Annotated in this window: 23 protein-coding genes; 8 read left to right on the top strand and 15 right to left on the bottom strand. The window is 61.1% G+C overall.

What is annotated here, in order from left to right:
• The first annotated feature begins 2 nt into the window (after window positions 1-2).
• Genes BM413_RS29635 through metC form a run of 4 tightly spaced genes read left to right on the top strand, consistent with a single transcriptional unit; the run spans window position 3 to window position 4,609 of the window.
• On the top strand, window positions 3-938 hold the full coding sequence (locus BM413_RS29635; RefSeq protein WP_091918443.1) for an ABC transporter ATP-binding protein: 936 nt from the start codon (window positions 3-5) through the stop codon (window positions 936-938).
• A 3-nt stretch (window positions 939-941) separates the two neighbouring features.
• Window positions 942-2,564, top strand: a complete 1,623-nt coding sequence (locus BM413_RS29630; RefSeq protein WP_210189003.1) for an amidase — start codon at window positions 942-944, stop codon at window positions 2,562-2,564.
• Window positions 2,565-2,594: 30 nt separating this feature from the next.
• Window positions 2,595-3,437, top strand: a complete 843-nt coding sequence (locus tag BM413_RS29625) for a sulfurtransferase (RefSeq protein ID WP_091918442.1) — start codon at window positions 2,595-2,597, stop codon at window positions 3,435-3,437.
• On the top strand, window positions 3,437-4,609 hold the full coding sequence (gene metC, locus BM413_RS29620) for a cystathionine beta-lyase (protein WP_091918463.1): 1,173 nt from the start codon (window positions 3,437-3,439) through the stop codon (window positions 4,607-4,609). Before BM413_RS29625 ends, metC begins: the two co-directional genes overlap by 1 nt.
• A 63-nt stretch (window positions 4,610-4,672) precedes the next feature.
• Here the strand turns inward: metC and BM413_RS29615 are convergent, their stop codons facing one another.
• Window positions 4,673-6,004: an NAD(P)/FAD-dependent oxidoreductase gene (locus BM413_RS29615; protein ID WP_091918441.1), complete on the bottom strand. Its 1,332-nt coding sequence runs from the start codon at window positions 6,002-6,004 to the stop codon at window positions 4,673-4,675.
• Between the two features lie 56 nt (window positions 6,005-6,060).
• Entirely contained in the window at window positions 6,061-6,966 is a 906-nt protein-coding gene (locus BM413_RS29610) for a LysR substrate-binding domain-containing protein (protein WP_091918440.1), read from the bottom strand.
• Between the two features lie 146 nt (window positions 6,967-7,112).
• Between BM413_RS29610 and BM413_RS29605 the strand changes: the two genes are divergently transcribed.
• Genes BM413_RS29605 through BM413_RS29590 form a run of 4 tightly spaced genes read left to right on the top strand, consistent with a single transcriptional unit; the run spans window position 7,113 to window position 11,965 of the window.
• Window positions 7,113-9,389, top strand: a complete 2,277-nt coding sequence (locus BM413_RS29605) for a molybdopterin-dependent oxidoreductase (RefSeq protein ID WP_091918462.1) — start codon at window positions 7,113-7,115, stop codon at window positions 9,387-9,389.
• A gap of 26 nt (window positions 9,390-9,415) precedes the next feature.
• Window positions 9,416-10,183 (top strand): VOC family protein, encoded by a 768-nt coding sequence (locus tag BM413_RS29600; RefSeq protein ID WP_175544492.1) that lies wholly within the window; start codon window positions 9,416-9,418, stop codon window positions 10,181-10,183.
• A 19-nt stretch (window positions 10,184-10,202) separates the two neighbouring features.
• Window positions 10,203-11,468, top strand: coding sequence for a 3-isopropylmalate dehydratase large subunit (locus BM413_RS29595; RefSeq protein ID WP_091918438.1), 1,266 nt, complete (start codon window positions 10,203-10,205; stop codon window positions 11,466-11,468).
• Window positions 11,465-11,965 (top strand): 3-isopropylmalate dehydratase small subunit, encoded by a 501-nt coding sequence (locus BM413_RS29590; protein WP_091918437.1) that lies wholly within the window; start codon window positions 11,465-11,467, stop codon window positions 11,963-11,965. The genes BM413_RS29595 and BM413_RS29590 overlap by 4 nt, the downstream gene beginning before the upstream one ends.
• Here BM413_RS29590 and BM413_RS29585 read toward each other — a convergent pair.
• The 13 genes from BM413_RS29585 to BM413_RS29525 all read right to left on the bottom strand — a co-directional run bounded on the left by BM413_RS29585 (window position 11,962) and on the right by BM413_RS29525 (window position 25,740).
• Window positions 11,962-13,239: an amidase gene (locus BM413_RS29585; RefSeq protein WP_091918436.1), complete on the bottom strand. Its 1,278-nt coding sequence runs from the start codon at window positions 13,237-13,239 to the stop codon at window positions 11,962-11,964. The two genes, BM413_RS29590 and BM413_RS29585, sit on opposite strands and share 4 nt — an antisense overlap.
• A gap of 72 nt (window positions 13,240-13,311) precedes the next feature.
• Window positions 13,312-14,370: an ABC transporter substrate-binding protein gene (locus BM413_RS29580; RefSeq protein ID WP_091918435.1), complete on the bottom strand. Its 1,059-nt coding sequence runs from the start codon at window positions 14,368-14,370 to the stop codon at window positions 13,312-13,314.
• 71 nt (window positions 14,371-14,441) lie between these two features.
• Window positions 14,442-15,299, bottom strand: a complete 858-nt coding sequence (locus BM413_RS29575; RefSeq protein ID WP_091918434.1) for an ABC transporter permease — start codon at window positions 15,297-15,299, stop codon at window positions 14,442-14,444.
• Window positions 15,296-16,108 carry an ABC transporter ATP-binding protein gene (locus BM413_RS29570; RefSeq protein WP_244538100.1) on the bottom strand — a complete coding sequence of 271 codons (813 nt, stop codon included), beginning with the start codon at window positions 16,106-16,108 and terminating at the stop codon, window positions 15,296-15,298. Before BM413_RS29570 ends, BM413_RS29575 begins: the two co-directional genes overlap by 4 nt.
• A complete protein-coding gene (locus tag BM413_RS29565; protein WP_091918433.1) occupies window positions 16,105-17,031 on the bottom strand; it encodes a polysaccharide deacetylase family protein in 927 nt (308 codons plus the stop codon). Before BM413_RS29565 ends, BM413_RS29570 begins: the two co-directional genes overlap by 4 nt.
• Window positions 17,028-17,951, bottom strand: a complete 924-nt coding sequence (locus BM413_RS29560; protein WP_091918432.1) for a polysaccharide deacetylase family protein — start codon at window positions 17,949-17,951, stop codon at window positions 17,028-17,030. Before BM413_RS29560 ends, BM413_RS29565 begins: the two co-directional genes overlap by 4 nt.
• Before the next feature lie 2 nt (window positions 17,952-17,953).
• The gene (locus BM413_RS29555; RefSeq protein WP_091918431.1) at window positions 17,954-18,631 is read right to left on the bottom strand and encodes an isochorismatase family protein; all 678 of its coding nucleotides are present in this window, start codon (window positions 18,629-18,631) and stop codon (window positions 17,954-17,956) included.
• Window positions 18,632-19,087: 456 nt separating this feature from the next.
• The gene (locus BM413_RS29550) at window positions 19,088-19,831 is read right to left on the bottom strand and encodes a FadR/GntR family transcriptional regulator (protein ID WP_091918430.1); all 744 of its coding nucleotides are present in this window, start codon (window positions 19,829-19,831) and stop codon (window positions 19,088-19,090) included.
• Entirely contained in the window at window positions 19,815-21,464 is a 1,650-nt protein-coding gene (locus BM413_RS29545) for an acetate--CoA ligase (RefSeq protein WP_091918429.1), read from the bottom strand. The genes BM413_RS29550 and BM413_RS29545 overlap by 17 nt, the downstream gene beginning before the upstream one ends.
• 31 nt (window positions 21,465-21,495) lie before the next feature.
• Entirely contained in the window at window positions 21,496-22,683 is a 1,188-nt protein-coding gene (locus tag BM413_RS29540; protein ID WP_210189002.1) for a CaiB/BaiF CoA transferase family protein, read from the bottom strand.
• The gene (locus BM413_RS29535; protein ID WP_091918428.1) at window positions 22,677-23,450 is read right to left on the bottom strand and encodes an SDR family NAD(P)-dependent oxidoreductase; all 774 of its coding nucleotides are present in this window, start codon (window positions 23,448-23,450) and stop codon (window positions 22,677-22,679) included. The genes BM413_RS29540 and BM413_RS29535 overlap by 7 nt, the downstream gene beginning before the upstream one ends.
• A complete protein-coding gene (locus BM413_RS29530; RefSeq protein WP_210189004.1) occupies window positions 23,447-24,583 on the bottom strand; it encodes an acyl-CoA dehydrogenase family protein in 1,137 nt (378 codons plus the stop codon). The genes BM413_RS29535 and BM413_RS29530 overlap by 4 nt, the downstream gene beginning before the upstream one ends.
• A gap of 50 nt (window positions 24,584-24,633) precedes the next feature.
• Window positions 24,634-25,740: a phosphotransferase family protein gene (locus tag BM413_RS29525; RefSeq protein WP_091918426.1), complete on the bottom strand. Its 1,107-nt coding sequence runs from the start codon at window positions 25,738-25,740 to the stop codon at window positions 24,634-24,636.
• Window positions 25,741-26,151 lie beyond the last annotated feature (411 nt).

The following is a 26,151-nucleotide window of genomic DNA, read 5'->3' as shown; positions in this document are numbered from 1 at the left end:
CCATGGCGCACGCACTGGAATTGGTCGATCTGGTCATGCACCACCCCACGCCGGCCGGTCTTCTGCGCGCCGTCGACGGCGTTGATTTTGCCGTCGAAACTGGCGAGACGCTGGGACTGGTGGGAGAATCGGGTTGCGGAAAGTCGACGCTCGCGCGTTGCGTTGTCGGGCTGAACACGCCAACGCGGGGCGTTGTGCGTCTAGGCGGCAAGGTGGCGGGGACCGCCCGGGCTGAACGGCTGGAGCGCGCCAAGCGCGTACAGATGGTTTTCCAGGATCCGATGAGTGCGCTCAATCCGCGGCTGACCATCCGCCAGATCATCGAACAGCCGCTCAAGGTGCATGGCGAAGGCACACCTGCCGACCGCCGCAAGCGTGTCGAGATGCTGATGCGGCAGGTCGGGCTTGGCGAACATCATCTGGAGCACTTCCCGCACGAGCTTTCCGGCGGTCAGCGGCAGCGCGTCAGCATCGCCAGGGCACTGACGCTGGAGCCCGATCTGATCGTCTGCGACGAGGCGGTGTCGGCGCTCGACGTGTCGGTGCAGGCGCAGGTGTTGAACCTTCTGACCGATTTGCAGAAGCGGCTTGGCGTGGCGTTCCTGTTCATCTCTCACGACCTCGCCGTGATCCGCTACATCTCCAACCGCATCGCGGTAATGTATCTCGGCCGGATCGTGGAGATCGGCGATTCCGAATCTGTTTGGCAGAACGCGCAGCATCCTTATACGCGCGCATTGATCGCCTCGATCCCAGATGAACGCGCCAAACGCGGCGTCAGTCTGCTGACGGGAGATGTGCCAAGTCCGGTCAACCCGCCCTCGGGTTGCGCCTTCCGGACGCGTTGCCCGCTATCGCAGCCGGTCTGCGCCGAGGCGCGGCCCGAATTGTCGGCCGCCGGTCGGCTGCATTCCGTCGCCTGTCATTTCGCTGGCTGAACCATGTCGCTTTTCGTCGAAACGACCCGCCTCTGGCACCGCATCGAACCACCCAACGACGCGACAGCGGAATTTTCAGCCGATCTCGAACGCCTTATCGACGCCTATCACGCTATCGATGCCGGGCCGATGGAAGACGAGGTGGCGCACCATGTCTCAGTGCTTGAAAGCGTGACATGGCATGACGATCGCCAGCGAAAGGGAGATGCAACGGGTCCGGGCCTCTGCGAGACGGCCGACGCCGTTGCACGCGGCGACCTCGCTGCTGAAGACGTCACGCGATACTGTCTGGAAACGATAGCGGCTGAAAACCCGACGATCAACGCCGTCATACGTCATGAGCCGGAAACAGCACTTGAACAGGCGCGGGCGTCCGATACGAGCCGCATGCGCGGTGGCCCGCTCGGCCCGTTGCACGGCATGCCGCTGGCGCATAAGGACATGTTCTACCGGCGCGGGCAGCCCGTATCCTGCGGCTCGGTCATCCGCGAGAGCTTCGTTTCCGACCGCACCGCGACCGTGCTTGAATGTCTGGACAGTGCCGGCGCTCTGCAGATTACAGCACTCAACATGTCCGAGTTCGCACAGGGGCCGACGGGCCACAACCGTCACTTCGGCCCGGTCCGCAATCCCTGGAACGTCGAACGTGTCAGCGGTGGCTCATCGTCAGGCTCGGGTGCAGCCGTCTCATCCGGCATGGTGCTCGCTTCGCTCGGCAGCGATACGGGGGGGTCCGTACGCATCCCGGCATCCCTGTGCGGCGTGACTGGCCTCAAGCCGACATGGTCGCGCGTCAGCCGCTATGGTGTCATGCCGCTGGCTCCGTCGCTGGATTGCATCGGTCCGCTAGCCCGCAGCGCACGCGACTGTGCGCGGCTTCTCACCGTCATCGCTGGAGCGGACGAACTGGATGGAACGGCGAGTGACGTGCCCGTGCCACGCTACGAGCAGGCGCTCGACGGCGATGTCCAGGGCGTCCGCATCGGCCTGCCGGAAAACTGGTTCTTCGATGGGGTCGATCCCTCGATCCAGACGCGCTTCGATGCGGCATTGGAGGTTTTGCTTGGACGCGGGGGAATACAGTGTCGCCTCAGACTGCCTGAGATGGACCGTATTGCAGTCTACTCTTCCATTGTCAGCAAGGTCGAAGTCGCAACGCTTCATGCTGACTGGATGCGTTCGCGTGCCGGGGAATATGCCGTCCACGTCAGCGGTCGGATGTATCCCGGCTATGCCATCCCGGCTACCTTCTACGTGGAGGCGATGCGTCGGCGCGGCGCAATCCTGAAAGCCTTCGTGGAGGGCGTCTTTTCAAAGATCGACGTACTTGCCATGCCGACGCTGCGCATCACAGCGCCGACGATCGCCGAGACCGATGTCGATGCGGGAGCGGAAGGTGCTGTGGCGAAATTCCTCAGCCTGTCCGCGAACACCCGGCCCTTCAACTATCTCGGTCTGCCGGCAATCACCGTTCCGATTGGACTGGACAGTCAGGGCTTGCCTGCCGGGCTGCAACTCGTCGGCCAGCCGTTTTCCGAAGCGCTGCTATTGCGCTTGGCCGACGCCTTGCAGCGCGACACGGACTGGCACCTCATGCGGCCGCAGTCACGCAATACCAACCAGTGACAATAAGAAACTCGAAGGAAGGAAACGAAAATGGATGACTATCTCGTTGAACCCGCATGGCTCTCCGACCATCTCGGCGACCCGAGCGTCGTCGTGCTTGACTGTATCTGGTACGTGCCGGAAGCGGGCAAGTCCGGCTTGGACGAATACCGCCAGGGGCATATTCCAACGGCGCAATATATCGATCTCAACGCGGTTTCGGATGCCAGGTCGCCCTTCGTCAATATGCTGCCGCCGGCCGAACAGTTCGCTGCCGAAGTCGGCCGGCTCGGCATCGGCGATAACACGATGGTCGTCGTCTACGACTCCAGCTATGTCTCGGCCCGGCTGTGGTGGATGTTCCGCCTGTTCGGCCACGACAAGGTCCGCATCCTCAATGGTGGCATGCGCCGCTGGACAAGCGAAGGCCGCGCGGTCGAGACCGGCGGCCCTGCGGCTGTAGCGCCTGCGATCTTCACCGCAAGACCGCCGCGCGATGAAGTGGCCGCTTGGCCTGAAGTGCTTGGTGCCGTCAACGATAAATCTGCAACCCTTCTCGATGCGCGCACGCCCGGCCGTTTCACCGGCGAGATGAGCTCCGGCTATCCGGGCGTCGCGGGCGGCCATATGCCGGGCGCCATCAATGTCTCGTGGAACGCGCTGATCGAACAGAAGGAACCTTTCACCTTCGTGTCGCCCATGAAGGCGCGCGAGCTATTCGAGGCGACGGGCGTCGACCTGTCCCGACCGGCCATCGCTACCTGTGGCTCGGGCGTCACCGCCGCAATCATCGCCTTCCAGCTCGAACGCATCGGTAAGCACGACTGGCGGCTCTACGACGCATCCTGGCACGAATGGGGCCAGTGCGAAGACCTTCCCAAGGAGAGTGTATGATGACGAAGGCTGCCCAGGACACGCTGCTCGTCCAGGCCGGACGCGAACTCAAGGCATCCGGTGTGTCTGTCAATCCGCCGGTGGTGCGGGCGTCGACATTCGTCTTCAAGTCGCTCGGCGACTTTCAGACGGCGGGCAAGACGCCTTATTCGACGCCGTTCTATGGCCGGGTTGGCACGCCGGTCAGCCTGGCCTTCGAGAAAGCGGTCGCCGAGTTGGAAGAGGGTCATGCAGCGATTTCCGCATCCTCAGGTCTTGCGGCGATCACCGGTGTTTTCCTGGCCTTCCTCAGCCAGGGCGACCATGTTCTCGTGCCCGACAGCGTCTACGATCCGGTGCGGCGCCTGTGTACACGCACCCTGGCACGTATGGATATCGAGACCAGCTATTACGATCCGATGATCGGGGCCGGCATCGTCGAACTCATCAAGCCCAACACGAAGCTGATCTATCTGGAATCGCCCGGTTCCGGCACGTTCGAGGTGCAAGATGTGCCGGCGATCGCCAAAATCGCCAAGGAAAGGGGCATTCGCACGGCCATCGACAACACCTGGGCGACGCCGCTGTTTTTCAAGCCGGCAAAGCTGGGCGTCGATGCGGTCATCCACGCGGCGACGAAATACATCGTCGGCCATTCGGATGCGATGCTGGGCGTGGTCACCACGTCGGAGGATGCCTTCTTGCCGGTGCGTGTAGCGCTTCAGGATACCGGCGCCTGCGCCGGCTCTGAAGAAGCCAATCTCGGGCTGCGCGGGCTGCGCACCATGGGAGTTCGGCTCAGGCAGCACCACCAGTCCGGTATCGAGGTCGCACGCTGGCTCGCAACCCGGCCGGAGGTGATGAAGGTGTTCCACCCGGCCTTGCCGGATTGTCCGGGCCACGCGATTTGGAAGCGCGATTTTTCCGGTGCTTCGGGGTTGTTTTCGGTGGAGTTCAAACCGCTTGCCGAAGGCTCGATGGCTGCAATGATCGACGGGTTGCAGCATTTCAAGATCGGTTTCAGCTGGGGCGGTTACGAGAGCCTCGTGCTGCCCATGCATCCCGAAACCTCGCGGGTCATTACCTCGTGGAAGGAGCGTGGATCGGTGGTGCGCTTCCATATAGGGCTTGAGGATGTGTCGGATCTCATCGCCGACCTCGAAGAGGGGCTGGGCAGGCTGAGGCTCGCGTGAGCGCTTATCACGAAGAAAAAGGGCCGCGTGTGCGGCCCTTTTTTATGACTGTCATTACACTGGTCAGAAGCCGATCGGCCAGTGATTGATCGGCGAGCCGTCAATGAAGCGTTCGTGACGGAATGCCGATGCCTCGATGGTCGGGGTGTTGCCCATGACGATCTCGGCCATCATCTCGCCCGCTGCCGGGCCGATGCCGAAGCCATGACCGGAGAAGCCGGTCGCGATGTGGAAACCCGGGATCGCCTTCACCCCCGAAATGACGGGGATGGCATCCGGCGTTACGTCGATCCATGCGCCCATGCGTTCGTTGACCACAAGATCGCGAAAAGCCGGGAACATCTGCTTGATGTTTGTCAGCGCCTGATCCAACACCTTGTTGGCCGGAACCGGCCGGAGGATGCGGATTTCCTCGAAAACGGTGCGCTGGTCGAGCGCCCATTTGCGCGGCGTCATCAGTTCCTGGAAGCTGCGCTTGCCGATACGGAATTTCATCGCCTTGAACTCATTCTTCAGGGCGGGGATGTAGTCGCGGAAATAGCGGAAGCTGTCCGGAACGATGTCGACCGGATGCGCCGAACGCATAGAGAAGTTGTAGCCGCCGTCGAGCCGCTTGCGGAAGCCGAAACCAGGGCCTGAGCCGCAACCTTCCGGGCCGCCCGTGAGTGGGCGGGTGCGCATGACCTGCGACAAAAGCTTGAGCTGCGGCATCTTCACGCCGAGATTGGCTGCAAACAGGGATGACCAGGATCCGCCCGCCAGTACTACGGCGTTGCAACGAATACGGCCCTTTTCGGTTACGACTTCGCTGACCCGGCCGCCCGAGGTTTCCAGGCCGCGGACCGCGCAACCGGTGACGATGGTGGCGCCAAAACGCTCGGCGCCGCGCGCAATGGCCTGCGTTGCCATATGCGGCTCGGCGAAGCCGTCGCTGGGGGTATGCAGGCCGCCGCCGAATTTACGCGTCGAGCCGGGGATGAAGCTCTCGATCTCGCTGGGTGAGATGTAGCGTGTGTCGAGACCGTAAGGCTCTGCAGCCTTCATCCAGCCGGCGTAACGCTGGAGATCCTTCTCCTCGTTGACGAAATAGGTGATGCCCTTGACGCGGAAACCTGTCTCGCCGCCGATGGTCTCGTTGAGCGTCTTCCAGATATCCATGGAGCGGATCATCAAGGGAATCTCGCGCGGGTCGCGGCCCATCTTGCGTACCCAGCCCCAGTTCCGGTTAGACTGTTCTTCGCCAAGTTCGCCCTTTTCGCAGACCACGACCGAAACGCCCTTTTGGGCGAGAAACAGCGCCGTGCTCACACCAATGATGCCGCCGCCGACGATGACGACATCTGCCTCCGGCGGAACCACATTGAATTCTCGGGCAATCATAGGCTGCATATTCATCTGAAAATCCGTTTATCGGCTTGGCGCCGGGTCCGATGCCTCCTCAGGCTGGCCCGTTACGCGTCATTCATCTTGTGGGCTTTTAGGAAATCGGGAACGAAGGCTCTGAACTTGTCGGCTGCTGCCGATTCCGATGCATCCGCCCAGATCATCTGTAGCTCGATCTGGGCGCTGGGGCTTATCGGCCGGAAGACCAGCTTGTCGGCTCTTCCGACATTCGGGGAAAACGGGTTGACCATGCCAATGCCCAGACCCGCAGCCACCAGGCCGCAGACGCTGTCGTGGGAGGTTGCATCGATGGTCATCGTTCGGTCGACGCCCAAACGGTCGAACAGCATGTCGATCTCGAATCGGAATGGTGCGCCGCGCGGGAAACTGATGAAAGGTTCGTTTGCCAGGTCCTGTGGTCGAAGCTTCTCTTTCGCCGCCAGCGGATGATCCTTGTGTATGACGCAGATGACAGATCCCTTACGCAACGTCTGGGTATTGAGCGCGGTGTTTCCGTTCGACTGCGTCGTGAAGCCAACATCGGCCGCGCCCGACGCGACCCAATCCACCACCTGCTCGTGGCCCAGCGTCTTGAGGGATATGTTGACGTCAGGATATTGCGCGCGGAACCCCGCAATGAGATCGGGAAGGAAGCCGCTGGCATAGGAACTCGTCGCGGCGATAGTCAGTCGGCCGATCTGCAGATTCTTGATTGCTGCAACCTCATGGTTGAGCTCCTCAAGTCCGACGAAAAGTTTCTCGACCTGTTCGAAGAGATGCTTGGCGTCTTTTGTCGGCTCGGCTCCGTTCCTGAGCCGCCGGAAAAGCTTGAAGCCAACGGCGTCCTGAAAATCACTTATAAGGCGGCTTACCGCCGGCTGCGAGATGCCCAGCAGTTCGGCGGCTTTGGACATGCTGCCCATGGTGACGACGGCGCGGAATGCCTCGACTTGGCGAACGTTGAACTTGCGCATTAGAATGCCTCCCGCTCCCTTGCTCCCATATTTCACTTATAACATTATTGAAAATCAATGCAACTTGACTACAGTAAGATTATATCGCAACTTTCCAAAATCTGATGCCGGGCCGTCGTCCGGCGCGGCAGAAAAAGGCGGCGGAAATGCCCGTTCTGAGATCGGCTTCCCACTGGGGAGCGTTCCGTGCGGAAGTGAAGGATGGCAAACTTACCGGTGTTCTTCCCTTCGAGTTTGATCCTGAGCCGAGCAAGCTGATCGAGGTCTGGCCCGAAATGCTGACCTCGCCGCTTCGCGTTGCCAAGCCTGTCGTGCGCAAGGGCTGGCGTGAGGGCGATGGCGGCGCCAGACGCGGCGACGACAGTTTCGTCGAAATTGAATGGGACGAGGCGCTTGAGCTCGTTGCCGGCGAATTGCATCGCGTCCGCAGTGACTTCAGCAATGCCTCGATCTTCGGCGGCTCCTATGGCTGGTCGAGCGCCGGCAGGCTTCATCATGCCCGCACATTGATCCGCCGCTTTCTCAACTGCATCGGCGGCTTCACCGACCAGGTGACTAACTACAGCTACGGCGCGGCAATGGCCTTTCTGCCGCGCGTAGTCGGGCGCGGGGATGCAGTCGGTTCGCATTTGACTTCGCTAAAGTCGATCAGCGAGCATTGCGACATCATGCTGGCTTTCGGCGGCGTACCCAACCGCAACTGGATCGTCCAATCCGGCGGTTCCGGCGAGCATCGCTTCCGCAGCTTCATGCAGGGCCTTTCCGATCTCCGGCTGATCAATGTATCGCCCCGCCGTGGTGACGTAGAAAACGAATTCCCCTCCGAATGGCTGCCGATCCGCCCGAATACGGACGCGGCGCTTCTGCTGGCGCTCACACAAGAGATCATTGCCGCAGGCAGGGAGGACAAGTCGTTCCTTGAAAGCCATTGCAGCGGCTTCGCGCACCTGCGCGCCTATTTGATGGGCGAGGGCGATAACGTTGTAAAGAATGCCGATTGGGCGTCGGCGATTTCCGGTGTGCCGGCCGCGCAGATCCGGGATCTAGCCGCGAGCCTGCCCGGGAAGCGTGTTATGCTGACGGCAACCTGGAGCCTGCAGCGTGCCCGCCACGGCGAGCAACCCTACTGGGCCATGATTGCGCTGGCGGCCGTGCTGGGGCAAATCGGTCTGCCGGGTGGCGGCTTCGCCTTCGGCTACGGCTCTTCCAACGGCATGGGCAACCTACGCTATGAAACCCCGCTCTACGGTCCGTCCATCGGCACCAATGCGGTGGGTCATGCAATCCCCGTAGCCCGAGTCTCAGATCTTCTGCTCAACCCCGGCGCCGAATATCGCTTCAACGGCAGGACAGCGACCTATCCCGATATCCGCCTGATCTACTGGGCCGGCGGCAATCCGTTCCACCACCACCAGGACCTCAACCGGTTGCGCGATGCCTTCCGCAAGCCCGAGACCGTGATCGTGCATGAATGCTACTGGACGGCGACCGCGCGCCATGCCGACATCGTCCTGCCGGCAACGACGGCGCTCGAGCGCAACGACATCGGCGGTGCATCGCGTGATCCCTACATTCTGGCCATGCACAAACTGGTCGAACCGGTGGGCGAAGCGCGCAACGATTTCGACATCTTCGCCGGGCTTGCCCGCCGCCTCGGCGCCGAGGAAGCTTTCACCGAAGGGCTCGACGAGAGTGGCTGGCTGGCACGGGCCTGGGAGAATATCTCCACCAAGCTCGCCGCGCGCGGCATCAACGCACCCGATTTCGACACCTTCTGGGAAGACGGCTATCTGAAGGTGCCAGAACCACAGCGCGACTATGTCATGCTGACGGATTTCCGCGCCGATCCAAAAGCGCACCCACTGCAAACGCCATCGGGCAGGATCGAACTTTATTCCCAGGCGATCCGTGATGAAAATGAAGGGCGCCAACCCGGCCATCCAGTTTGGCTCGATCCTGAGGAATGGCTGGGCGCGCCGCTGGCGAAAACCTATCCGCTGCACCTCCTGACGCCCCAGCCGGGCCGCAAACTGCACGGACAACTCGATGCGTCATCCTATTCGATGGCCGGGAAGAGCAATGGCCTGGAATATGTCGACCTGCATCCCGGCGACGCGGCCGCGCGCGGCATCGCCAATGGTGATCCGGTGCGGCTCTTCAACGGTCGCGGATCCTGTCTGGCCGTCGCCCGCTATGACGAAGGTCTTGTGCAGGGCGTCGCCGTCCTTCCCACCGGCGCTTCCTACGATCCCGACGGCCTGGCTGATCGCAGCAGCAACCCCAATGTGCTGACTCGCGACATCGGTACGTCCGACATGGGGCAGGGCTGTTCGGCGCAGTCCTGTCTCATTGATATCGAGCGCTTCAAGGGGCCGCTGCCGGAAATACGCAGCTTCTTGCCGCCATCCATCTGCAAAGCATGACAGCATTCCAACGGAGACCATTGCCTATGGGCCGCGTGCCTGATCATCTCATCGTCCTCGTCAACGATCCTGACCAGGCGGCTGCCGACTATGCGGCGCTCGGCTTCACGGTACAGCAGCGCCACGACAGCGCGCATGGCAGCGCTGCCTATCGTTTCGTTTCCTTCGAAGACGGCTCCTACATCCTCATCACTGCCTTTACCGATCCCGAGGCGCTTAAAAAGCATCGTCTGGGACCATTGCTGGCTGCCGGGGAAGGCTGGGGCGACTATTCCTTCACCGAGCCGGACATCATCGCGTTGACTGCAAAGCTGACCGAGGAAGGCTCCAGGGTCGCCGGTCCGGTCGATGTCGGCAACACGATTGCCGACGGCTCGAAATGGTCGCTCAAGCTCTTGATGACTGGTCGTGGTACCGGTGGCGACGATGCGCTGCCCTTCGTGGTCGAGGACGTCGAAGGCCGCAACAACCGTATTCCGGCAGCCAAGCCGCATGCCAACGGCGCGACTGGCATTTCCCGCATGGTCATCGCGAGCCCCACGGCCGATAGCACGGCCACTACGCTGGCCCTCATCTCGGGTGGAACCGTTACTGGTGCGTCCAGCTATGAAGGCCGCGACGCCTGGGACATCGATGCTGGCGCTTACCGCATCACCGTCTTTGCCGACGACCCGGCGGCTCCGCTTGGCCGCAAGGGCGGCGGCCTCTATGCCACCGAACTGCACGGAACCAAGGCCGTGCCCGAGATGGATATGAAGCTGACGCACGGGGCGCTCCTCGCCATCCGCGACTGAACGTCTGGAGACACATGGCATGGGCATGACGATCGTCGAAAAGATACTTGCCCGTGCTGCCGAACGCTCGAATGTGAAGCCGGGCGACATAGTCACAGTCGCGGTCGACCGCGCCGTTATGCTCGATACGACCTTCTTTTTCCTCAACCAGATGCGCCGAGACATCCTCGCCGTGCCGCATCCTGACCGCATCGTCATAGTCTTCGACCATGAGGTTCCCGCACCATCGGCCACAAGCGCCGCCGCTCAGTCGACCGGCCGCGCTTTCGCAAGACGCTGGGGCATTTCGCGCTTTCACGATCTGGGCGCGGATCAGGGTATAAGCCACGTGCTCCTGTCTGAAAACTGCCATGCCTTGCCGGGCATGATGGTAGTGGGCAGCGATTCCCACAGTGCGGCGGCTGGCGTGATGAACTGCGCTTCACGCGCGGTCACCATTCTCGACCTGATCGCCGCCGTTGCCACCGGCGAGACCTGGCTCAGCCTTGGCCCAACCGTGCGCTACGAGTTTCGGGGAAGCCTGGCTGCAGGTGTCGCGGCCATGGACGTCATCCTGCGCATGGCCGATCGTTTCGGCAGCCATAGCGGTCAGAACATCGAGTTCGGCGGTCCGGGCCTCGCCAGTCTGAGTATCGATGCCCGCCGCACCATCTGCACAATGTGCACGGAACTCAACGCCGATTTCGTTACCTTCGAGGCAGACGCTACACTCGACGCGCATATTCGCGGGCGCACAGATCAACCATTTCATGCCGTCTTTCCGGACGCCGATGCCGATTATGTCCGGCGTGAGATAGTCGTGCTCGACGACATCCGCCCGATGATCGCCTTGCCGGACAGAATTCTCGGAAACACGGTGCACCTCGGCGACGCCGACAGTGGTATCGACCAGGCTTTTATCGGTTCCTGCGCCAATGGCAGCCTATCCGATCTTGCAATCGCGGCGGATGTGTTGCGCGGTCGCCGCGTCGCTCCCGGCGTCCGGCTGATCGTCACCCCTGCAACGCAGGCGATCTATCGCGACGCACTCAAGGCCGGTTATGTCGAATTGTTAGTAGACGCCGGCGCTATCGTCACACCGGCGACCTGCGGCGCCTGCGCCGGTGGGCATATGGGTGTGCTAGGTCCCGGCGACCGATGCATCGCCAGCAGCACGCGCAACTTCAAAGGCAGGATGGGCGACCCCACCGCACGAATCTGGCTCGGCTCCCCGGCCGTGGTTGCGGCGTCGGCTGTGGCGGGACGCATCGTCGGACCTGCGCAATTGATGGAGGCGGGGCTATGATCAAGGGACGGGCCTGGGTCTTCGGCCACGACCTCAACACCGACGTCATGATGCCGGGCGACGTGCTTTATGGCACTGAGGCTGTCCAGACCAAGGCCCTGTTTCGTGATCTGCGACCGAATTGGGTCGACCAGGTGGCAGCGGGCGACATCGTAGTGGCCGGTCGTGATTTCGGGTTGGGGTCGAGCCGTCCGGCGGCTCGGTCCTTCGTCAATGTGGGCGTTTCATTGGTCATTGCCGAGAGCCTCAACGCACTCTTCTTTCGCGGCTGTGTCAGCTACGGGCTGGTCGCTATGAACTGTCCCGGCATTCTCGACCTGTGCTGCGAAGGCGATGTCCTGCGCGCCGATCCGGCAAGCGGCCGCGTCGAAAATCTGTTGAGCGGAAAAACCCTGAAAGGGCATGCGGTTCCGGCCAATCTGCTTGAGACGATGCAGGCGGGCGGCACCTTGCCGCTCCTTGAAGCGCAAGGCCTGATCAGCCCGCCGAAGCTCTAGATTCCGGCGGCCTGCGCGATCAGCTTCGCCATATCGAGAATGCGACGGTCGCAATAGCGCGGCCCCGTCAACGTCAGCCCCACCGGCAACGGATCGGCATAAAGCGGCAGATTGACCGACGGCATGTGCGTGAGCGTCCAGATACGGTTGAACACCGCCTTGCCGGTGTCCTGCGGCCCGATCGGCGCGTAACCGGGCGCACTCGGCGTCAGCACCGCGTCGAACCCCCCGAACAGCCTGTCCATAATACCGCGGCAGCGGGCAGCCAGATCATGGGCGGCGGCGAGATCGGCCGTCGAATAGCCCGCGGCGTTTTTCACCGTTTCCTGCATAGCCGGATAGAGATCGGGGAAGCGGATGGAATCAGCCAGGAACGATACCTGCATCTCGGCCTGCATGATGATGCGATGCGCCTCGGTCAGGCCGGCGCAGTCCCCTGGCAGTTCCGTATCGGAGAGTTCCGCGCCTTCGGCCTTGAGCATGGCGCAGGCATCGTTCAACGCCTTATGCGTCTCCGGCAAGGCCTGCTCCCACACCGGCGAACGGCAGATGCCAATCTTTGCCCCCTTCAGCGAAGTCGGCGCCGCGCGCCCGTCGAGCCTGAGGCGGTAAACGTCGGCAAGCAGCATCAGGTCTTTGACGCTGCGGCCATACCAGCCCAGCGTGTCCATGCTGGCTGCACAAACCTTGAAGCCCTCATGCGAAACCGTGTTCCAGGTTGGCTTGATGGCAAACGTGCCGCAGAACGAGGCTGGCCGAATGACGGAACCGCCAGTCTGCGTGCCGAGCGACAGGGGCACCTGGAAATCGGCGACAGCGGCCGCCGAACCGCTCGACGAGCCGCCGGGCGTGCGTTCGGGCTCGTGCGGATTGGTGGTTCTGGCGCGCCGTCCGTCGACTGCGAACTCGACCGTATCGAGCTTGCCCATTACGATAGCACCTGCCGAACGCAGCACGGAGATACAGGGCGCATCGAGCCTGGGGAAGAAATCTTCATAAAGTGCCGAGTTCATCTGCGTCGGCATATCGGCAGTGTAGATGATGTCCTTGATGCCGACCGGCACACCATGCAGCGGGCCGACAGCCGGCGATGCATCCGCTTTCCTGGCTGCTTCCAGCACTGCTTCGGGCTTAAGCCATGTCCAGGCGTGGACGACGTGATCGCGTGCGGCGACGCGGTCGAGAAGTGCGGTGACCAGCTCGGTGCTGGTCAGATCCTTCTTCCTGATGCGTGCAGCGGCTTCGCTTGCCGTCAGCCTCGTCAAGTCGGTCATTTCCGGTGCCCTTGATGAAAAGGGCGCCACACGATGCGGCGCCCTTCGTAGTGTCGATCGCGATTGCAGCCTTTACTTGGCTGCCATCGCCTGGGCCTTGACGGCCTCGTGATCGAAGTTGTTGCAACCGTCAATGAACTGGTTGGTGAACGCCTGATCGACCGGAATTGTGCCTTTCAGCGTTCCGGCGGCGGCATAAAGTTCCTTGGACTTCTCCCACTTTGCCTTGTCGAATGAGCCGAGCTTGGAAACGTCAGTCACGCCCTTAAGTGCGCTGTCGAGCCACTTGTTGAGCACATTGACAGCACCCTTGGTAGCTTCCTCGTCAGAAACGTTGGCGGCCTTGGTGGTCGGGAACTCCTTGAAGAACAGGTCGACTGCGGCTTCCTTGTTGGCGAGCGTGTAGGTCAGGCCCTTGAGCACTGCGCGGCAGAAGCCTTCGACTGACTTCGGGTCGTCTTTCACCATCTTGTCGCTGGTCGACAGGGTGAAGCCGGCGATCTCGTTCTGGATCGGCAGGTCGATATAGTTCAGCTTGTAGCCAAGGTTTTCGATCAGGCCGTAATTGGCGTCCCACAGAACGGCGGCTTCGACGCGCTTCTGCTCGACGGCTGCAGCCGCACCCGGACCGGTGCCGATGACGATGGCAGTGTATTCTGGCTTGAGGCCTGCAGCCTTGAGGCTCTCGTCCAGCATCATGACCGTACCGCCGCCGGCAACCGGGAAACCGATCGTCTTGCCTGTGAGATCGGCGAGCGATTTGATGCCGGAATCCGGCAGGGTGCTAACGGAATAACCATTATAGTTTTTCAGCGACAGGATCGCGACCGGGTCGGCGCCCTGTTCGCGCATCTGCATCACTCCTTCGGCGAGTGTGGTGATGAACTGCGCATTGCCGCTGGCCATGACCTGGCCCGCCTGCACGCCGCCGGAAGCACCCTGAATGGTGACGTCGAGACCTTCGTCCTTGAAGTAGCCGAGCGCCTTCGGCACGGCGTAGAGGAACACCTCTTCGCCGACGGCCATGTTGGCGTGCGACAGCACAATGGTAATTGGCTTTTCCTGGGCGGAGGCCGTGCTGGCCAGCGCGAAGGTGGCCACGCCACCCAGCAGGCAGATGAGAGACTTCATTTTTGTTACCCCTTTGGTGATGTTGTTTTTATGTAGGTCCGCCACACCGGGTCAGACCGGTCCCCATGTCTTCACTTCGCGCCGTCGGCAGCCACCGCACTGCGGCGCGCCCAGAAGCAGAAGTAGTTCTCCAGCGCACGCATGAGCATGTTGAGAGCAAAACCGATGACTCCGAGTACGATCAGAATGGCGAAGACACCCGCCACCTGCATGTTGTTGTTGTATTGAAGCAGAAGCATTCCAAGGCCTGCCTGAGCGCCGACGAATTCGCCGACGAGCGCGCCAAGGAAGCAGAGTACGACCGCCATGTGCAGGCCTGCGAAGATGTAGGGCAGGGCGCTGGGCAGAATGATCTTCCAGAAAATCTGCGCGCCGGAGGCGTTGCAGGCGCGGGCGAGATTGATGCGGTCGGGATCGACCGAGTGGTAGCCGGTGATCGAGTTGACCAGCAGCGGGAAGAAGGTCAACACGACGACGATGATGATCTTAGGCTCGAGCCCGAAGCCGAACCAGACCACGAGCAGCGGCGCAATCGCGATCTTCGGCAACGACTGGAAAGCGACGATGAAGGGATAGAAGACGCGTTCGGCCATGCGGTAACGCGCCAGAGTCATGCCGAGAATGATGCCGAGCGTGGTGCCGATGGCGAAGCCGAGGAAGGCTTCATAGGCGGTAATGCCAAGATGATACCAGAGGCTGGCAGGGTTGGTCGGTGGATAGGAGAACCCGACGATCAGCCAGTTGAGCACTGACATCGGCTGCGGCAGCACGAATTCCGGAACGCCGCCCCATGTCGTAGTCGCCTGCCAGGCAAGCAGCAGGCCGATGAGAACGGCGAAGGTCAGCAGGCGCTCGGTGCTGATAAGCTGCTTTTTGGGCGGTGTCGGGATCAGGTCGGCGTCGATTGCGGTGTTGGTGATCTCGGTCATCCTGCGATGTCCTCGCTGGCGTGGAGAAGTTTGCGAATGCGCCCGGCGTAGACGCCGAAGGCGTCGGTGTTGACCATGGACAGGGCGCGCGGACGCGGCAGGTCGACCTCGATGATCTCATCGAGCTTGCCCGGACGCGGGGTCATGACGAACACCCGGTCTGAGAGGAAGACGGCTTCCGCGATGGAATGGGTGATGAAGATGATCGTCTTGGGGCTGTGGCTCCACAGCTTCAGCAGTTCGACATTCATCTGGTCGCGGGTCAGTGCGTCGAGCGCGCCGAAGGGCTCGTCCATCAAAAGCAGCTTTGGGTCCTGCACCAGCGCACGCACGATGGAGGCGCGCTGCTGCATGCCGCCCGAAAGCTCGTGCGGATAACGGTTCTCGAAGCCGGACAAGCCGACCAGGGCGAGAAGCTCGCGGGCGCGCGCTTGCACCTTCTTGTCAACGCGGCCGCGGAATTCCGATGGCAGCAGCACATTCTGCAGAATGGTGCGCCACGGCAGCAGCACGGGCGCCTGGAAGACGACGCCGACATCGTGGTGCGGTCCCTTGATGCTCCGGCCGGAAATGGAGATGTTGCCCGCACTGTAGCCGAGCAGACCGGCCATGATCTTGAGCAGGGTGGACTTGCCGCAACCGCTGGGGCCAACGATGGAGATGAACTCGCCATCGCGGATCGAGAAATCGACTTCCTTCAGCGCAAGAACCTTATCGCCGGTGTCGGTGGTGTAAACTTTACGCAGGCCGTTGGCGCGGATCAGCTCGCCCTTCTGTGCGGCCTGAGCGATGTTCTGCTCCATCATCATTGCGATTGACCTTTCCACTGGGCGACGATCTCGGCGCCGGTTGCGGAGCGCGTATCGGGCGTCTCCATGACGGCTCCGAGAACGCGGTCGAGAGTCTTGATCTGCGCCGGTTGGCCGGCCACCCAGGGGCTAAGCGAGAGCGACAGTATGCGGGCGCCCTTGGTATCGGCCTCGTCGCGCAGACACTGGCGCGCCATATCGGTCTGGTGCGCATAGACCGCGGATGGCAGCGACTGCTGGTAAAGGATTTTTTTGTCGGAAAGATCGTAGGACAGCGGCATCTGCGTCAGGCTGCCCGACCGCGTCTTGAACGCGTAGGGCATGTCGTCATTGATCCAGTCGGCGATATAGCGGCCACCGGCTTCCTCGACAAGATCCGGCGTCAGCTGCGACTGGGAATGCGATGGCGAGTGCCAGCCGGTTACGGCCTGGCCGGAGAGGCGACGCAGATCGGCGAAGGACTTTTCGACCTGTTCGCGTTCCTTGTCTTCCGGCATGCCGCCATAGTGCAGGTGGCTCATGTCGACGCCGCTGGCCGCTATCTCCCAGTTCCGCTCGATCATCGCGTCGAGCAGAAAAGGATACCGCACCGCGACTTGCGAATTCATCGCGACCGTCGGCACGATGCCGTATTTGTCGAACAGCTTCATTAGCCGGAAAATGCCGACGCGGTTGCCGTAATCGCGCTGGGTATAGTCCCAAACGCTGATGCCCGGACGGTTCATGCCGCCTGTGGGGATGAATGGCCTGGCAGGCATATCCATCGGGAAATGCTCGAGATGCACCATCACCCACAAAAGCAGCTTGGAGCCGTCTGTCCATGCCACCGGCGCGGACTTCGCAAGCCGTCGATAGCCGTAGCGGTCCTGGTCCATGCCAGGGCCACGGTGCGGATAATCGAAATAGCTGTTTTGAATGGTCATGCTGCATTGCCCTTCACGCCGGCGATGAAGGCAGAAGCTTCGTCGTAGTGATTGTCGCGATACCACGTGGCGATTTCACGGCCGGTGGCGAGCCAGACGCCATCATGAGCGGTGATGTATTTGAGCGCCTCGTCCAGCAGCCAAAGCCGGTGCGGCTGGCCGATCAGATAGGGATGTAGCGGCAGGCACATGACGGTCCCGCTTTCCGAGCCCTCCTCGTAGAGCTGGTCGAAATGATCCTTGATCAGTTGCAGGTAGTCCTGTGGCGAGATGTTGCGGAAGTTGAGCACCGGAACGTCGTTGACGTCCATCATATAAGGCACACTGACGAAACGCTTGCCCAAGCGTGTCTTGACTGGCATCGGTTGGTCGTCGTGGAATAGATCGAGCGTGTAGAGCAGGCCTTCCTCAGCGAGCAGATCCTGCGTGGTCGCTTCATTGGAAATCGCCGGGGACAGCCAGCCGTCGAGGCTCTGGCCCGACACGCGTTTGATGGTGTCTCGGCTGTCTCGGATGATCTCGCGCTGCTGGTCCTCCGTCATATCGTAGAGGTAGCGGGTGTTGTAGACACCGTGGCTGAACAGCTCCCAGTCGAGTTCGCAGCAGCGTTCGATGATTTCCGGGAAATGGTCGCACAAAGCGACATTGAGCGAGACACTGCCACGTACACCGTAGCGCAACATCACGTCGGCCATGCGGTCGAAGCCGACGCGGTTGCCGTAATCGCGCATCGAGTAGTTGAGGATATCCGGCTCCGGCCGGTACCATACGGCGCGTGCATCGCTCGGCGGCGGCGCGTATTCGTAGAATTCGATGTTGGGAGCGACCCAGAACGCAAGGCGCTTGCCATCGGGCCAAACGATCTTCGGACGCCCGACATAGGGTGCATAGTCATAGTTGAAGGGTTCGCTTGGCTTCATGGTCAGGCTTTCCCGCCGGCGAGCGCGGCCACCATCTCCATCACCTCGGAGGCGTGTCGAACGTCGGCATACTTGGTTGCAATGTCGTATAGGTTGGCGAAGTGGGGCTCTTCCTCACGGTCGGCGACGCAGTCCTCCGGTACCGTTACCCGGTAGCCCAGCGACATCGCATCGACGACCGTCGCCCTGACGCATCCCGATGTGGCACCGCCCGTCACGATCACGCTGTCGATCCCGTGGAAGACCAGATAGGACTGGAGATGCGTCTCGAAGAAAGCCGAAGCCATGCGTTTGTGCAGGATGAGATCGAGCTCGCGGTTGACATCGAGCCGGGCATCCAGTTCGGCGTGTGGGGAGTCGTGGCCAACAGTATGGATTGCTGTGGGCGAGGAGTTGCGCTGGCCCCAACGACCGCAATCTTTACCGTCGGGGCGATAGGCCACGTAGGTCCACACCACCGGCATGTCGAGCGCGCGAACGGCCCGCGCCAATGCGTTCACCTTTTGAAGTTGCTGCGGGTCGCCTTCATAGGCAGTGGCGAAAGTCGCGGTATCCGTATAGCGGCGCTGGAGGTCGACATTAACCAGCGCGACGCGTCTGCCTAAACCGAACGGTTTGAGCGACGACGACACCTGCCACGCCCTGAAATACTCTTCGGGGGTTTTGCCGATGCGCTGCAATGCGTTCTCCAGTTCTGTAGCAACCCTGCCGATTTTCGGTCTCGAGCCTGCTCACCGTGTTCCTTGATTTCGAACATAACATAACTTTTTAAAAAATAACCAGCAAAAAAAGTCCAATATATGATATCTTAAAGGTCCGGTTTTTCTTGCCCGATGGCACTCGCGAACGCGCCGGATGATTCCATCGCCGACCACTATCCAGCAGCGATACGCGAGGTTTCCCACCGCATCAGAGGTTTGTCCAAGGCTTCGGTGCAACGGTTTTGCTGTCGCCTGCAAGGGCGTCGGACAGGGCTTGGCTCAGTCCAGCCACGGAAAGGCGCGCCGCGTGAAATGCCGCGCCGACCGGAGTGAGCTAAAGGTACCTTGACGTGCGGAGTGCCGCACCCATGAGCCGATCGTCAGTCCGACACACAGTCATGCCCGCCATCGGCGGTACATTTACGGCATTGTTCATCACGTCCTCGGCTGCGGTAGAGCTGCGGGCGCTCCCATATCGAGATTCGCCAGCTCGTAGCCTCGGCGGAAATCCTGGATGTGCTTTTCCATCCACTCCTGGGCCAGGCGGTCATCGCGATTTCGGATCGATTCTACGATTTTCTCATGTGCAAGCAGCAGGCGTTCGGCGGCGTTCAGACGCGACATGACTGTTAAAAAAGGTGGATAGAACAGCTCACTGATGGGCAGGCGGGCCGCCTGGATCGCACGATTTCCGGTTGCAAGCGCGACGAGGCGGTGGAAGTCGATATCCAGCTCCGTCAGCGCTTGGGAGTCGGCCAGTGCAAGGCGCGTATGTGCGAGATTGGCTTCCAACGCCTCAAGATCTTCATCGGTGCGGCGTTGGGAAGCCAAGCGCGCGGCCGCGGGCTCCAGGGCAAACATAGCCTCCCACAATTCCTCGAAGGTCACCTGGTCGAGCACCATGGCTGCCTTCAGGCGTCGAGATATGTCGACTGACTGGGGAAACGTTGCAAACAGTTTCTTGCGCCCAGTCTCACGCCGCACAAAGCCGTTCTGCTCCAGGGCGCGGATTGCCTCTCTGATGGTTGAGCGGTTTACACCCAGGCTTTCGGCCAGCTTTGCCTCGGAGGGCAGGGTGTCCCCCGGCTGAATTTCGCGGCTGAGAATTTTCGCCTCGATCGCGCGGGCAACAAGGCGAAAAGCCGGCTCCGTCTGTAAAGGTTCAAACTGCACTTGCATCGTTGGATCGACTTTCGGGTTCGGTGAGGCGCGCCCGTTCCATATCCCGCAACGACTTGCGTTGGATTTTTCCGGTCAGGGTCTTGGGCAGCTCGGAAATGAACTCTACCTCGCGAGGATATTTGTAAGGGGCAGTGACCTTCTTTACATGATCCTGGATGTCGCGTGCCAGCACTGCTGGGTCCGCCACGACAGCACGGGTGACCACGAACGCCTTAACGATCTCCCCTCGCTCCCGATCGGGCTTGCCGATCACCGCGCATTCCAGCACTGCGGGATGCTCAAGCAGGGCATTCTCGACCTCGGTCGGTCCAATGCGATAGCCGGCGGAGTTGATGACGTCGTCGCGACGGCCCCTGTAGTAGAAGTAGCCGTCCGCATCCCGTACGCCTCGATCGCCCGTCACGAACCACCGCCCGTCCGGGCTATCCAAAAAGCACTCGTCCGTGAGCGCCTGGTCCTTGAGGTAGCCAAGCATGAGCTGAGGCGCTGGCGCGCGCAAGGCGATGTCACCTTCGGTGTCGGGTGGCAATGGCCGTCCGCTTTCATCGATCACATCAAGGTCGAGGCCAGGCAGCGGCAATCCCATCGAACCATCTCGCACCTCCGTGCAACGATAGTTCAAGAGCGTCATCAGCGTCTCGGTCTGACCGTAGGCTTCAAGAACTGGAATGCCGGTTCTGTCTCGCCATTTCTGCGCGACGGCGGCATTCAGCGTTTCTCCGGCGGAAACGGTGTGACGTAGAGCGGCGAGATCATAAGCCGCTATGTCCTGATCTGAGACGCGAAAGAGCTCGGTTGCAGGCGCGCAGTAGACAGTTACGTGATGCTGCGACAGAAGCCGCAGCCTTTTTATCGGATCAAAGGGACCGTCATAGAAGAATGAACAGGCTCCCATGCTCCACGGGCCGAAGAGAATTGAGGTGCCGGCCTTCGACCAACCAACATCGGCGGTACACCAGATGATGTCCCCCGGGCCGAGGTCGAGCCAGAACTCCGCAGATCCGCGCCAGGAATAAAGCGCTCGCGAAGCATGCAGAACCCCCTTCGGTAAGCCGGTCGACCCTGACGTGTAGTAGAGGATCGCCGGGTCCTCGGCCATGACGTCCGCCGCAGGACGATCCGGATCCCCTGCCTCCAAGGCGACATCCCAATCGTCAAAGCCAGGCGCGCCACCAATGGCAAGCCGCGCTGTCACGCCTGCGAGCAGATGATCGAACTTTCCAGCGTGCTCGCCGCGGCAGATCACGCCCTTCACGCCGGCATGATCTATCCTGTAGGCCAAATCCTTGGCCGTCAGCATCTCGATGCATGGTATCGGCACGGCGCCAAGGCGCAGGCAGGCTACCATGGCGATCTGCCATTGAGGAATGCGCGGCGTCATCACCAGAACCATATCGCCCTTGCCGATGCCGCGTGCGGCAAGGGCTGATGCGCAACGTCGCGAGAGCATAGAGATTTCCGAGAAGCGGTACGTCTCGTGTAGGCCTTGTGCATTCGTCCAGATCAGCGCCGGGCCGTCGGAATCGCGCGCAAATCGATCGACCACGTCCGTGGCGAAGTTGAACCGTTCGGGCACCGCCCAGCGGAAGGCCGCTCGCGTCGTTTCGTAGTCGTGCATGTTGCGTGGCATGGTCTTCCTCCCCTCGACCGTCCAATTCGCCTCAGATGGCGCCGGCTTTTCGCAGGTCACGAATTCCTTCGTCATCGTAGCCGAGGCCCCTGAGGACCTGTTCGGAATGCTCACCAAGTCGCGGTGGTGCCGAGCGGATGGCACATGGCGTGCCCGACATCTTGATCGGGAAGCCGAGCTGCGGCACGGCCCCTTCAACCGGGTGATCGACCTGGGAGAGCATTCCGCGCGCCTGCGCGTGGTCCGTTTCCAAAGCCTCTCGAATCCCGAGAACCGGTCCGAATGGGATATCGACAGCTTCCAGCTCGGCAACCCACTCATCGCGGGTCTGCATCATGAAGCGCTCCTGCAGCGCAGCCTTCTGGACTTCTGCCTCTTCGCCTTCCGGCCACTGGCGATTGCGGAACTGCGGCGTTCCGAAAGCGTCACAGAAGCGGTGCCAGAAATGTTCCTCGATCGCACCGAGGGCTACATACCCGCCATCACTGCAAGTATAAACATTGTAGCAAGGCGCCTGGCCGATAAAGGGACGCTCGCCACCTTTGGGCTCGATGCCGGCAAAGAGTGCGTCTGCTGCATGGAGCGCGAGCCACGATATGGCTCCGTCATGCATGGAAATATCTATGAACTGGCCTTTTCCGGTCCTTGCGCGGGACAGGAGCGCTGCAAGAATACCTGTCGTGGCCATAAGCGAGCCTCCACCGACATCGGCGATGGAAAGCCCCGGCACGATCGGACCTTCGCCTGCTTTGCCGAACAGCTGCAGCGCACCGGCTTCCGCCAGATAATTCATGTCGTGCCCGGGCTTGAGCCGCCACGGTCCGGTCTGGCCGTAGCCGGAGATCGCGCAGTAGATGAGCCCCGGGTTCTCTTTCGCCAGGCTTTGGTAGGAGAGACCCAGACGCTCCATCACGCCCGGCCGAAAACCCTCTATCAGCACATCCGCGTCGCGAGCGAGCGCGCGGAGAACCTCCTTGCCCTCGGCAGTCTTTAGATTGAGGGTGAGGCTCTTCTTGTTGCGGTTCAGGAGCAGGAAGGAGCCCGATTCCGACTTGGCGATCGGTGGAAAGGCCCGGTTATAGTCGCCGCCATCCGGTTGCTCGATCTTGAGGACGTCTGCTCCCATATCCGCCAGAATCTGCGTGGCGAAGGCGCCAGGCAAAAGCCGGGTCAGATCCAGGACGTTGATGCCGTCCAGCGCCATCTGCTGCGCTAGCATGCGGTCCATCCTCCATCGACCATCAACGAGTGTCCGGTCACATAGCTGGCCGCGTCCGACGCGAGAAAGAGACATGCGCCGACCAATTCGTCTGGGGCGCCAAAGCGGCCCAACGGGGTGCGTGCCGTGACATGGTCTGAAAGCCTTTCGTTCGCGCGTAGGCCCGCCGTCAGTTCGGTGGAAAAATAGCCGGGGCCTACTGAGTTTACGCGCAGGCCGCGTGGTGCCCAGTCCATTGCCAGCTGCCGCGTAATCAGCTCGACGCCGGCCTTGGCCGCACAATAGGCGGTGGTTCGCGCGAGGCCGACATGTCCTGCGACCGAACTGACATTGATGATGGCGCCCGAGCCCTTGGCCAGCATCACGCGCCCGGCATGCTTGCAAGCGAGAAAAACGCCGGTCAGGTTCACATCGATGATTTGTTGCCATTCGGCGAGCGTGGTTTCTTCGGGCCGCTTGTAGAACGGATTGATGCCGGCATTGTTGACCAACACATCGATTGTACCGAAAGCGTCTGTCACGGCGGCACACATGGCCTCGATTTCGATCTCGCTGGCAACATCCGCAGTGAACCCGCGGACGTTGCCAGGCATCGCCGATGCGGCTTTCTCCAGCGTGGCAGAATTCCGGCCAACGATGGCGACGTTGCAACCTTCAGCGGCGAAGCCGGCGGCGATCGCCTGGCCCAATCCGCGTCCGCCCCCGGTCACGATCACCGTCTTGCCCGATAAGGCATCGAGCCCCTTTCGAAGCGGGGAGGACGTCATGACAACCTCCTCACCAGCCTGCGAGCGATTGTCCAGCGATGCACCTCGGAAGGACCATCGTAGATCCTGAATGCCCGTACGTCACGGAAGATGCGTTCGACTTCGGTCTCTTGGGTCACGCCCATGCCCCCGAGGATTTGCACCGCCCTGTCGGCGATGCGGAACACAGCCTCCGAAGCCTGCACCTTGATCATGCTGCTTTCTGCCGAACCACGTTCGCCCTGGTCGAGCAGCCAGGCACAATGTCGTATGCCGAGCCGCGTCATATGCAGGTCAATCTCGTTGTCGGCCAGCATGAAGCCCACGCCTTCATGCTGGGCAAGCGGCACGCCGAAAGCCTCGCGCCGGGCAGCATATTCGGTGGCGATATCGTGCGCGCGGTGGGCCGCGCCCAGCCAGCGCATGCAGTGGGTAAGGCGGGCCGGCACGAGGCGTACCTGGGCATATTGGAAGCCTTTGCCGACTGTGCCAAGCACGTCGGTTTCCGGCACTTCAAGGTCCTCGATTTCGACAACCGCGTGGCCGCCAGAAAAGCTTGAATCCATGGTGTCGAGTATGCGCGATATGGTGAACCCCTTCGCAGGCAGGTCGACCAGGAACATCGTCGCGCCGACATCTTCCCCGTCGACGATGGTTTTCGCCATGATGATTGCGTAAGCAGCACCTTCGACGCCTGTGATGAGCCATTTCCGTCCATTGATCACGAAATGGTCGCCACGCTTTTGCGCTGTTGTGCGAAGCGCAGATGGGTCTGAGCCGGCGCCTGGAGCAGGCTCAGTCATGCAGAAACACGAGCGCGTGCGCCCCTCGGTCATAGGGCGCAGCCAGTGTTCCTTTTGCGCATCGGTGGCGACCTGCTCCACAAGATGCATGTTGCCCTCGTCGGGTGCCGCGCAATTCATGGCGACAGGGCCGAGCATGGAATAGCCCGATGCTTCCAGCACTACCGCCTTTCCGAGATGGCTGAGACCCATCCCGCCGAAGTGGCGAGAAACCTGCGGGTTGAGCAGTCCTTCATCCCGGGCAAGGGCGATGAGGTCGTTGCGCAGGGATTCTTCCGGGCCGTGCGGTCCGCGGCGCTTATCCTTCTCGAACGGCATGATCCGCTCTTGGATAAAACTGCGTGTTCGCATCTCAAGCGCGGAAAGGTGAGGTGGGAGGGCGAAATCCATTGTCGTTTCCTTTAAAACAGGCGGCCGCGCGCGACATCCAGGGCGAAGATGAAGAGTTCCTCGCCAAGCGAGCCGAAGCTGACGTAGCGGGGGTCGCTTGTTTCGCCGGTGAGGTGGCGTCGGTGAAGTTGCAAAAAGACGACCGCCAGCTTGAAGATCGTAAGCACACGATAGGACTGTATCGCGCTAATCGACCGACCGGTGCGCCGCGCGTAGGCATGGGCCGCCTCAGCCCGCGATAGAAATCCCGCTTTTGCAGTCGGCATCTGGGCGAGGCGATGCATGCAGTCTGGATCGCCGACCTCAGTCCAGTAAGACAACATAGTCGCCAAATCAAAGAGCGCCGGACCTCGCGTGCCCATGTCCCAGTCGACAATAGTGCCGGGTTTAAGGGTGGCGGAGTCGAGCAGGATGTTGTCCAGCTTGAAATCGCAGTGCAGCAGCACGGTTGCGTCTTCTGGCGGTGGGACACTGCCTATCAACCAGTTCGCCACTTCGGCCGCTGCGGTTGGAAGCATGTCTCCGCAAACATAATTGGCGCGGCGCACCCAGCCGGTCACTTGACGCATAAAGAAGCCCTCCGGGCGTCCCAACGTCTCCAGTCCGACCGCTTCAGGAATTACCTCATGAATGAGGGCGAGAGTGTCGATCAGAAGGGCCGAAAGCGCACGGCCGGTATCGGCGGTCTCAGGCAGAAATAACAGCCTATCGCCGCGTATGGCCTGGCCGCTACGGAATTCGAGAATCTGGAAGGGGACACCGATTATTGCGGCGTCGGTGCAAAGATGCAGACTACGCGGTGCCAAGGGTAGCACGCGCCAAAGGTTCGAAAGTATCCGGTGCTCGCGAGCCATGTCGTTTGCGCCAGGCGGTAGCGGGCCGCTAGGAGGGCGACGGAGCACCGCCCAGCCATCCTCTAGCCGGATGAGGTAGTTCAGATTGGCGAGCCCGCCTGCAAACTGCCGAGGCGTAAATTCGGTGTCGATCGCCAAGTTGTGCGCTTCAAGTTCGGCAGTGAGCAACGCGGTATCCAACGGAACGCTGCGCTTGACAGGAAGCAAATTCAGACCCGCAGGGCTCGCTTTCACAGAGGTAGCGGAGGGGAGAGCTTTATTCATGGGCGTCATCCTAGAGCCACGATTATTGTCGGACCAAAATTGACTTGTCAATCCACTAATATTTGCGAATTGCGTGCAATACGCATTGAAATGCCTATCCTTGTGGTTTTTGTCCGACAATAATTTCGATTACTTGGTTGATGGCGTATGGCTCTTGGACGGCCGCACGCCGATCAGAAATCTTGGGAGATACGAGATGGGTGAAACTTCTCGCCGTAAATCAGACCATTGTGGTTGGAGCCATATCACGCCTTGCTGAGGCCACCACTTTCAACCATCTTTGGCGTCTCAAGTTGAATACGCTGAATGGTGTACAGCGAGGTACTATGTCTGAGTTTTACGTGGAATTTCGGTTTTCGAAGCGGCCGCGCGTGCGGAGAGTTTTCATGCTGCAGCAGATGAACTGAACCT

Source organism: Mesorhizobium sp. YR577 (assembly GCF_900116595.1).
Taxonomy (GTDB): Bacteria; Pseudomonadota; Alphaproteobacteria; order Rhizobiales; family Rhizobiaceae; genus Mesorhizobium_M.
The sequence above is the reverse complement of the archived record's forward strand: the minus strand, read 5'-3'. Positions and strand labels throughout refer to the sequence as shown.

What these genes read in the sequence shown, in the direction of transcription:
- BM413_RS29560 (WP_091918432.1), bottom strand. Translation starts at nt 17,951, where the DNA reads ATGAAGCCAAGCGAACCCTTCAACTATGACTATGCACCCTATGTCGGG.
- BM413_RS29585 (WP_091918436.1), bottom strand. Translation starts at nt 13,239, where the DNA reads ATGACCGACTTGACGAGGCTGACGGCAAGCGAAGCCGCTGCACGCATC.
- BM413_RS29635 (WP_091918443.1), top strand. Translation starts at nt 3, where the DNA reads ATGGCGCACGCACTGGAATTGGTCGATCTGGTCATGCACCACCCCACG.
- BM413_RS29535 (WP_091918428.1), bottom strand. Translation starts at nt 23,450, where the DNA reads ATGACGTCCTCCCCGCTTCGAAAGGGGCTCGATGCCTTATCGGGCAAG.
- BM413_RS29625 (WP_091918442.1), top strand. Translation starts at nt 2,595, where the DNA reads ATGGATGACTATCTCGTTGAACCCGCATGGCTCTCCGACCATCTCGGC.
- BM413_RS29530 (WP_210189004.1), bottom strand. Translation starts at nt 24,583, where the DNA reads ATGCGAACACGCAGTTTTATCCAAGAGCGGATCATGCCGTTCGAGAAG.
- BM413_RS29565 (WP_091918433.1), bottom strand. Translation starts at nt 17,031, where the DNA reads ATGACCATTCAAAACAGCTATTTCGATTATCCGCACCGTGGCCCTGGC.
- BM413_RS29545 (WP_091918429.1), bottom strand. Translation starts at nt 21,464, where the DNA reads ATGCCACGCAACATGCACGACTACGAAACGACGCGAGCGGCCTTCCGC.
- BM413_RS29580 (WP_091918435.1), bottom strand. Translation starts at nt 14,370, where the DNA reads ATGAAGTCTCTCATCTGCCTGCTGGGTGGCGTGGCCACCTTCGCGCTG.
- metC (WP_091918463.1), top strand. Translation starts at nt 3,437, where the DNA reads ATGACGAAGGCTGCCCAGGACACGCTGCTCGTCCAGGCCGGACGCGAA.
- BM413_RS29525 (WP_091918426.1), bottom strand. Translation starts at nt 25,740, where the DNA reads ATGAATAAAGCTCTCCCCTCCGCTACCTCTGTGAAAGCGAGCCCTGCG.
- BM413_RS29540 (WP_210189002.1), bottom strand. Translation starts at nt 22,683, where the DNA reads ATGCTAGCGCAGCAGATGGCGCTGGACGGCATCAACGTCCTGGATCTG.
- BM413_RS29595 (WP_091918438.1), top strand. Translation starts at nt 10,203, where the DNA reads ATGGGCATGACGATCGTCGAAAAGATACTTGCCCGTGCTGCCGAACGC.
- BM413_RS29575 (WP_091918434.1), bottom strand. Translation starts at nt 15,299, where the DNA reads ATGACCGAGATCACCAACACCGCAATCGACGCCGACCTGATCCCGACA.
- BM413_RS29590 (WP_091918437.1), top strand. Translation starts at nt 11,465, where the DNA reads ATGATCAAGGGACGGGCCTGGGTCTTCGGCCACGACCTCAACACCGAC.
- BM413_RS29630 (WP_210189003.1), top strand. Translation starts at nt 942, where the DNA reads ATGTCGCTTTTCGTCGAAACGACCCGCCTCTGGCACCGCATCGAACCA.
- BM413_RS29550 (WP_091918430.1), bottom strand. Translation starts at nt 19,831, where the DNA reads ATGCAAGTGCAGTTTGAACCTTTACAGACGGAGCCGGCTTTTCGCCTT.
- BM413_RS29605 (WP_091918462.1), top strand. Translation starts at nt 7,113, where the DNA reads ATGCCCGTTCTGAGATCGGCTTCCCACTGGGGAGCGTTCCGTGCGGAA.
- BM413_RS29600 (WP_175544492.1), top strand. Translation starts at nt 9,416, where the DNA reads ATGGGCCGCGTGCCTGATCATCTCATCGTCCTCGTCAACGATCCTGAC.
- BM413_RS29615 (WP_091918441.1), bottom strand. Translation starts at nt 6,004, where the DNA reads ATGAATATGCAGCCTATGATTGCCCGAGAATTCAATGTGGTTCCGCCG.
- BM413_RS29570 (WP_244538100.1), bottom strand. Translation starts at nt 16,108, where the DNA reads ATGATGATGGAGCAGAACATCGCTCAGGCCGCACAGAAGGGCGAGCTG.
- BM413_RS29610 (WP_091918440.1), bottom strand. Translation starts at nt 6,966, where the DNA reads ATGCGCAAGTTCAACGTTCGCCAAGTCGAGGCATTCCGCGCCGTCGTC.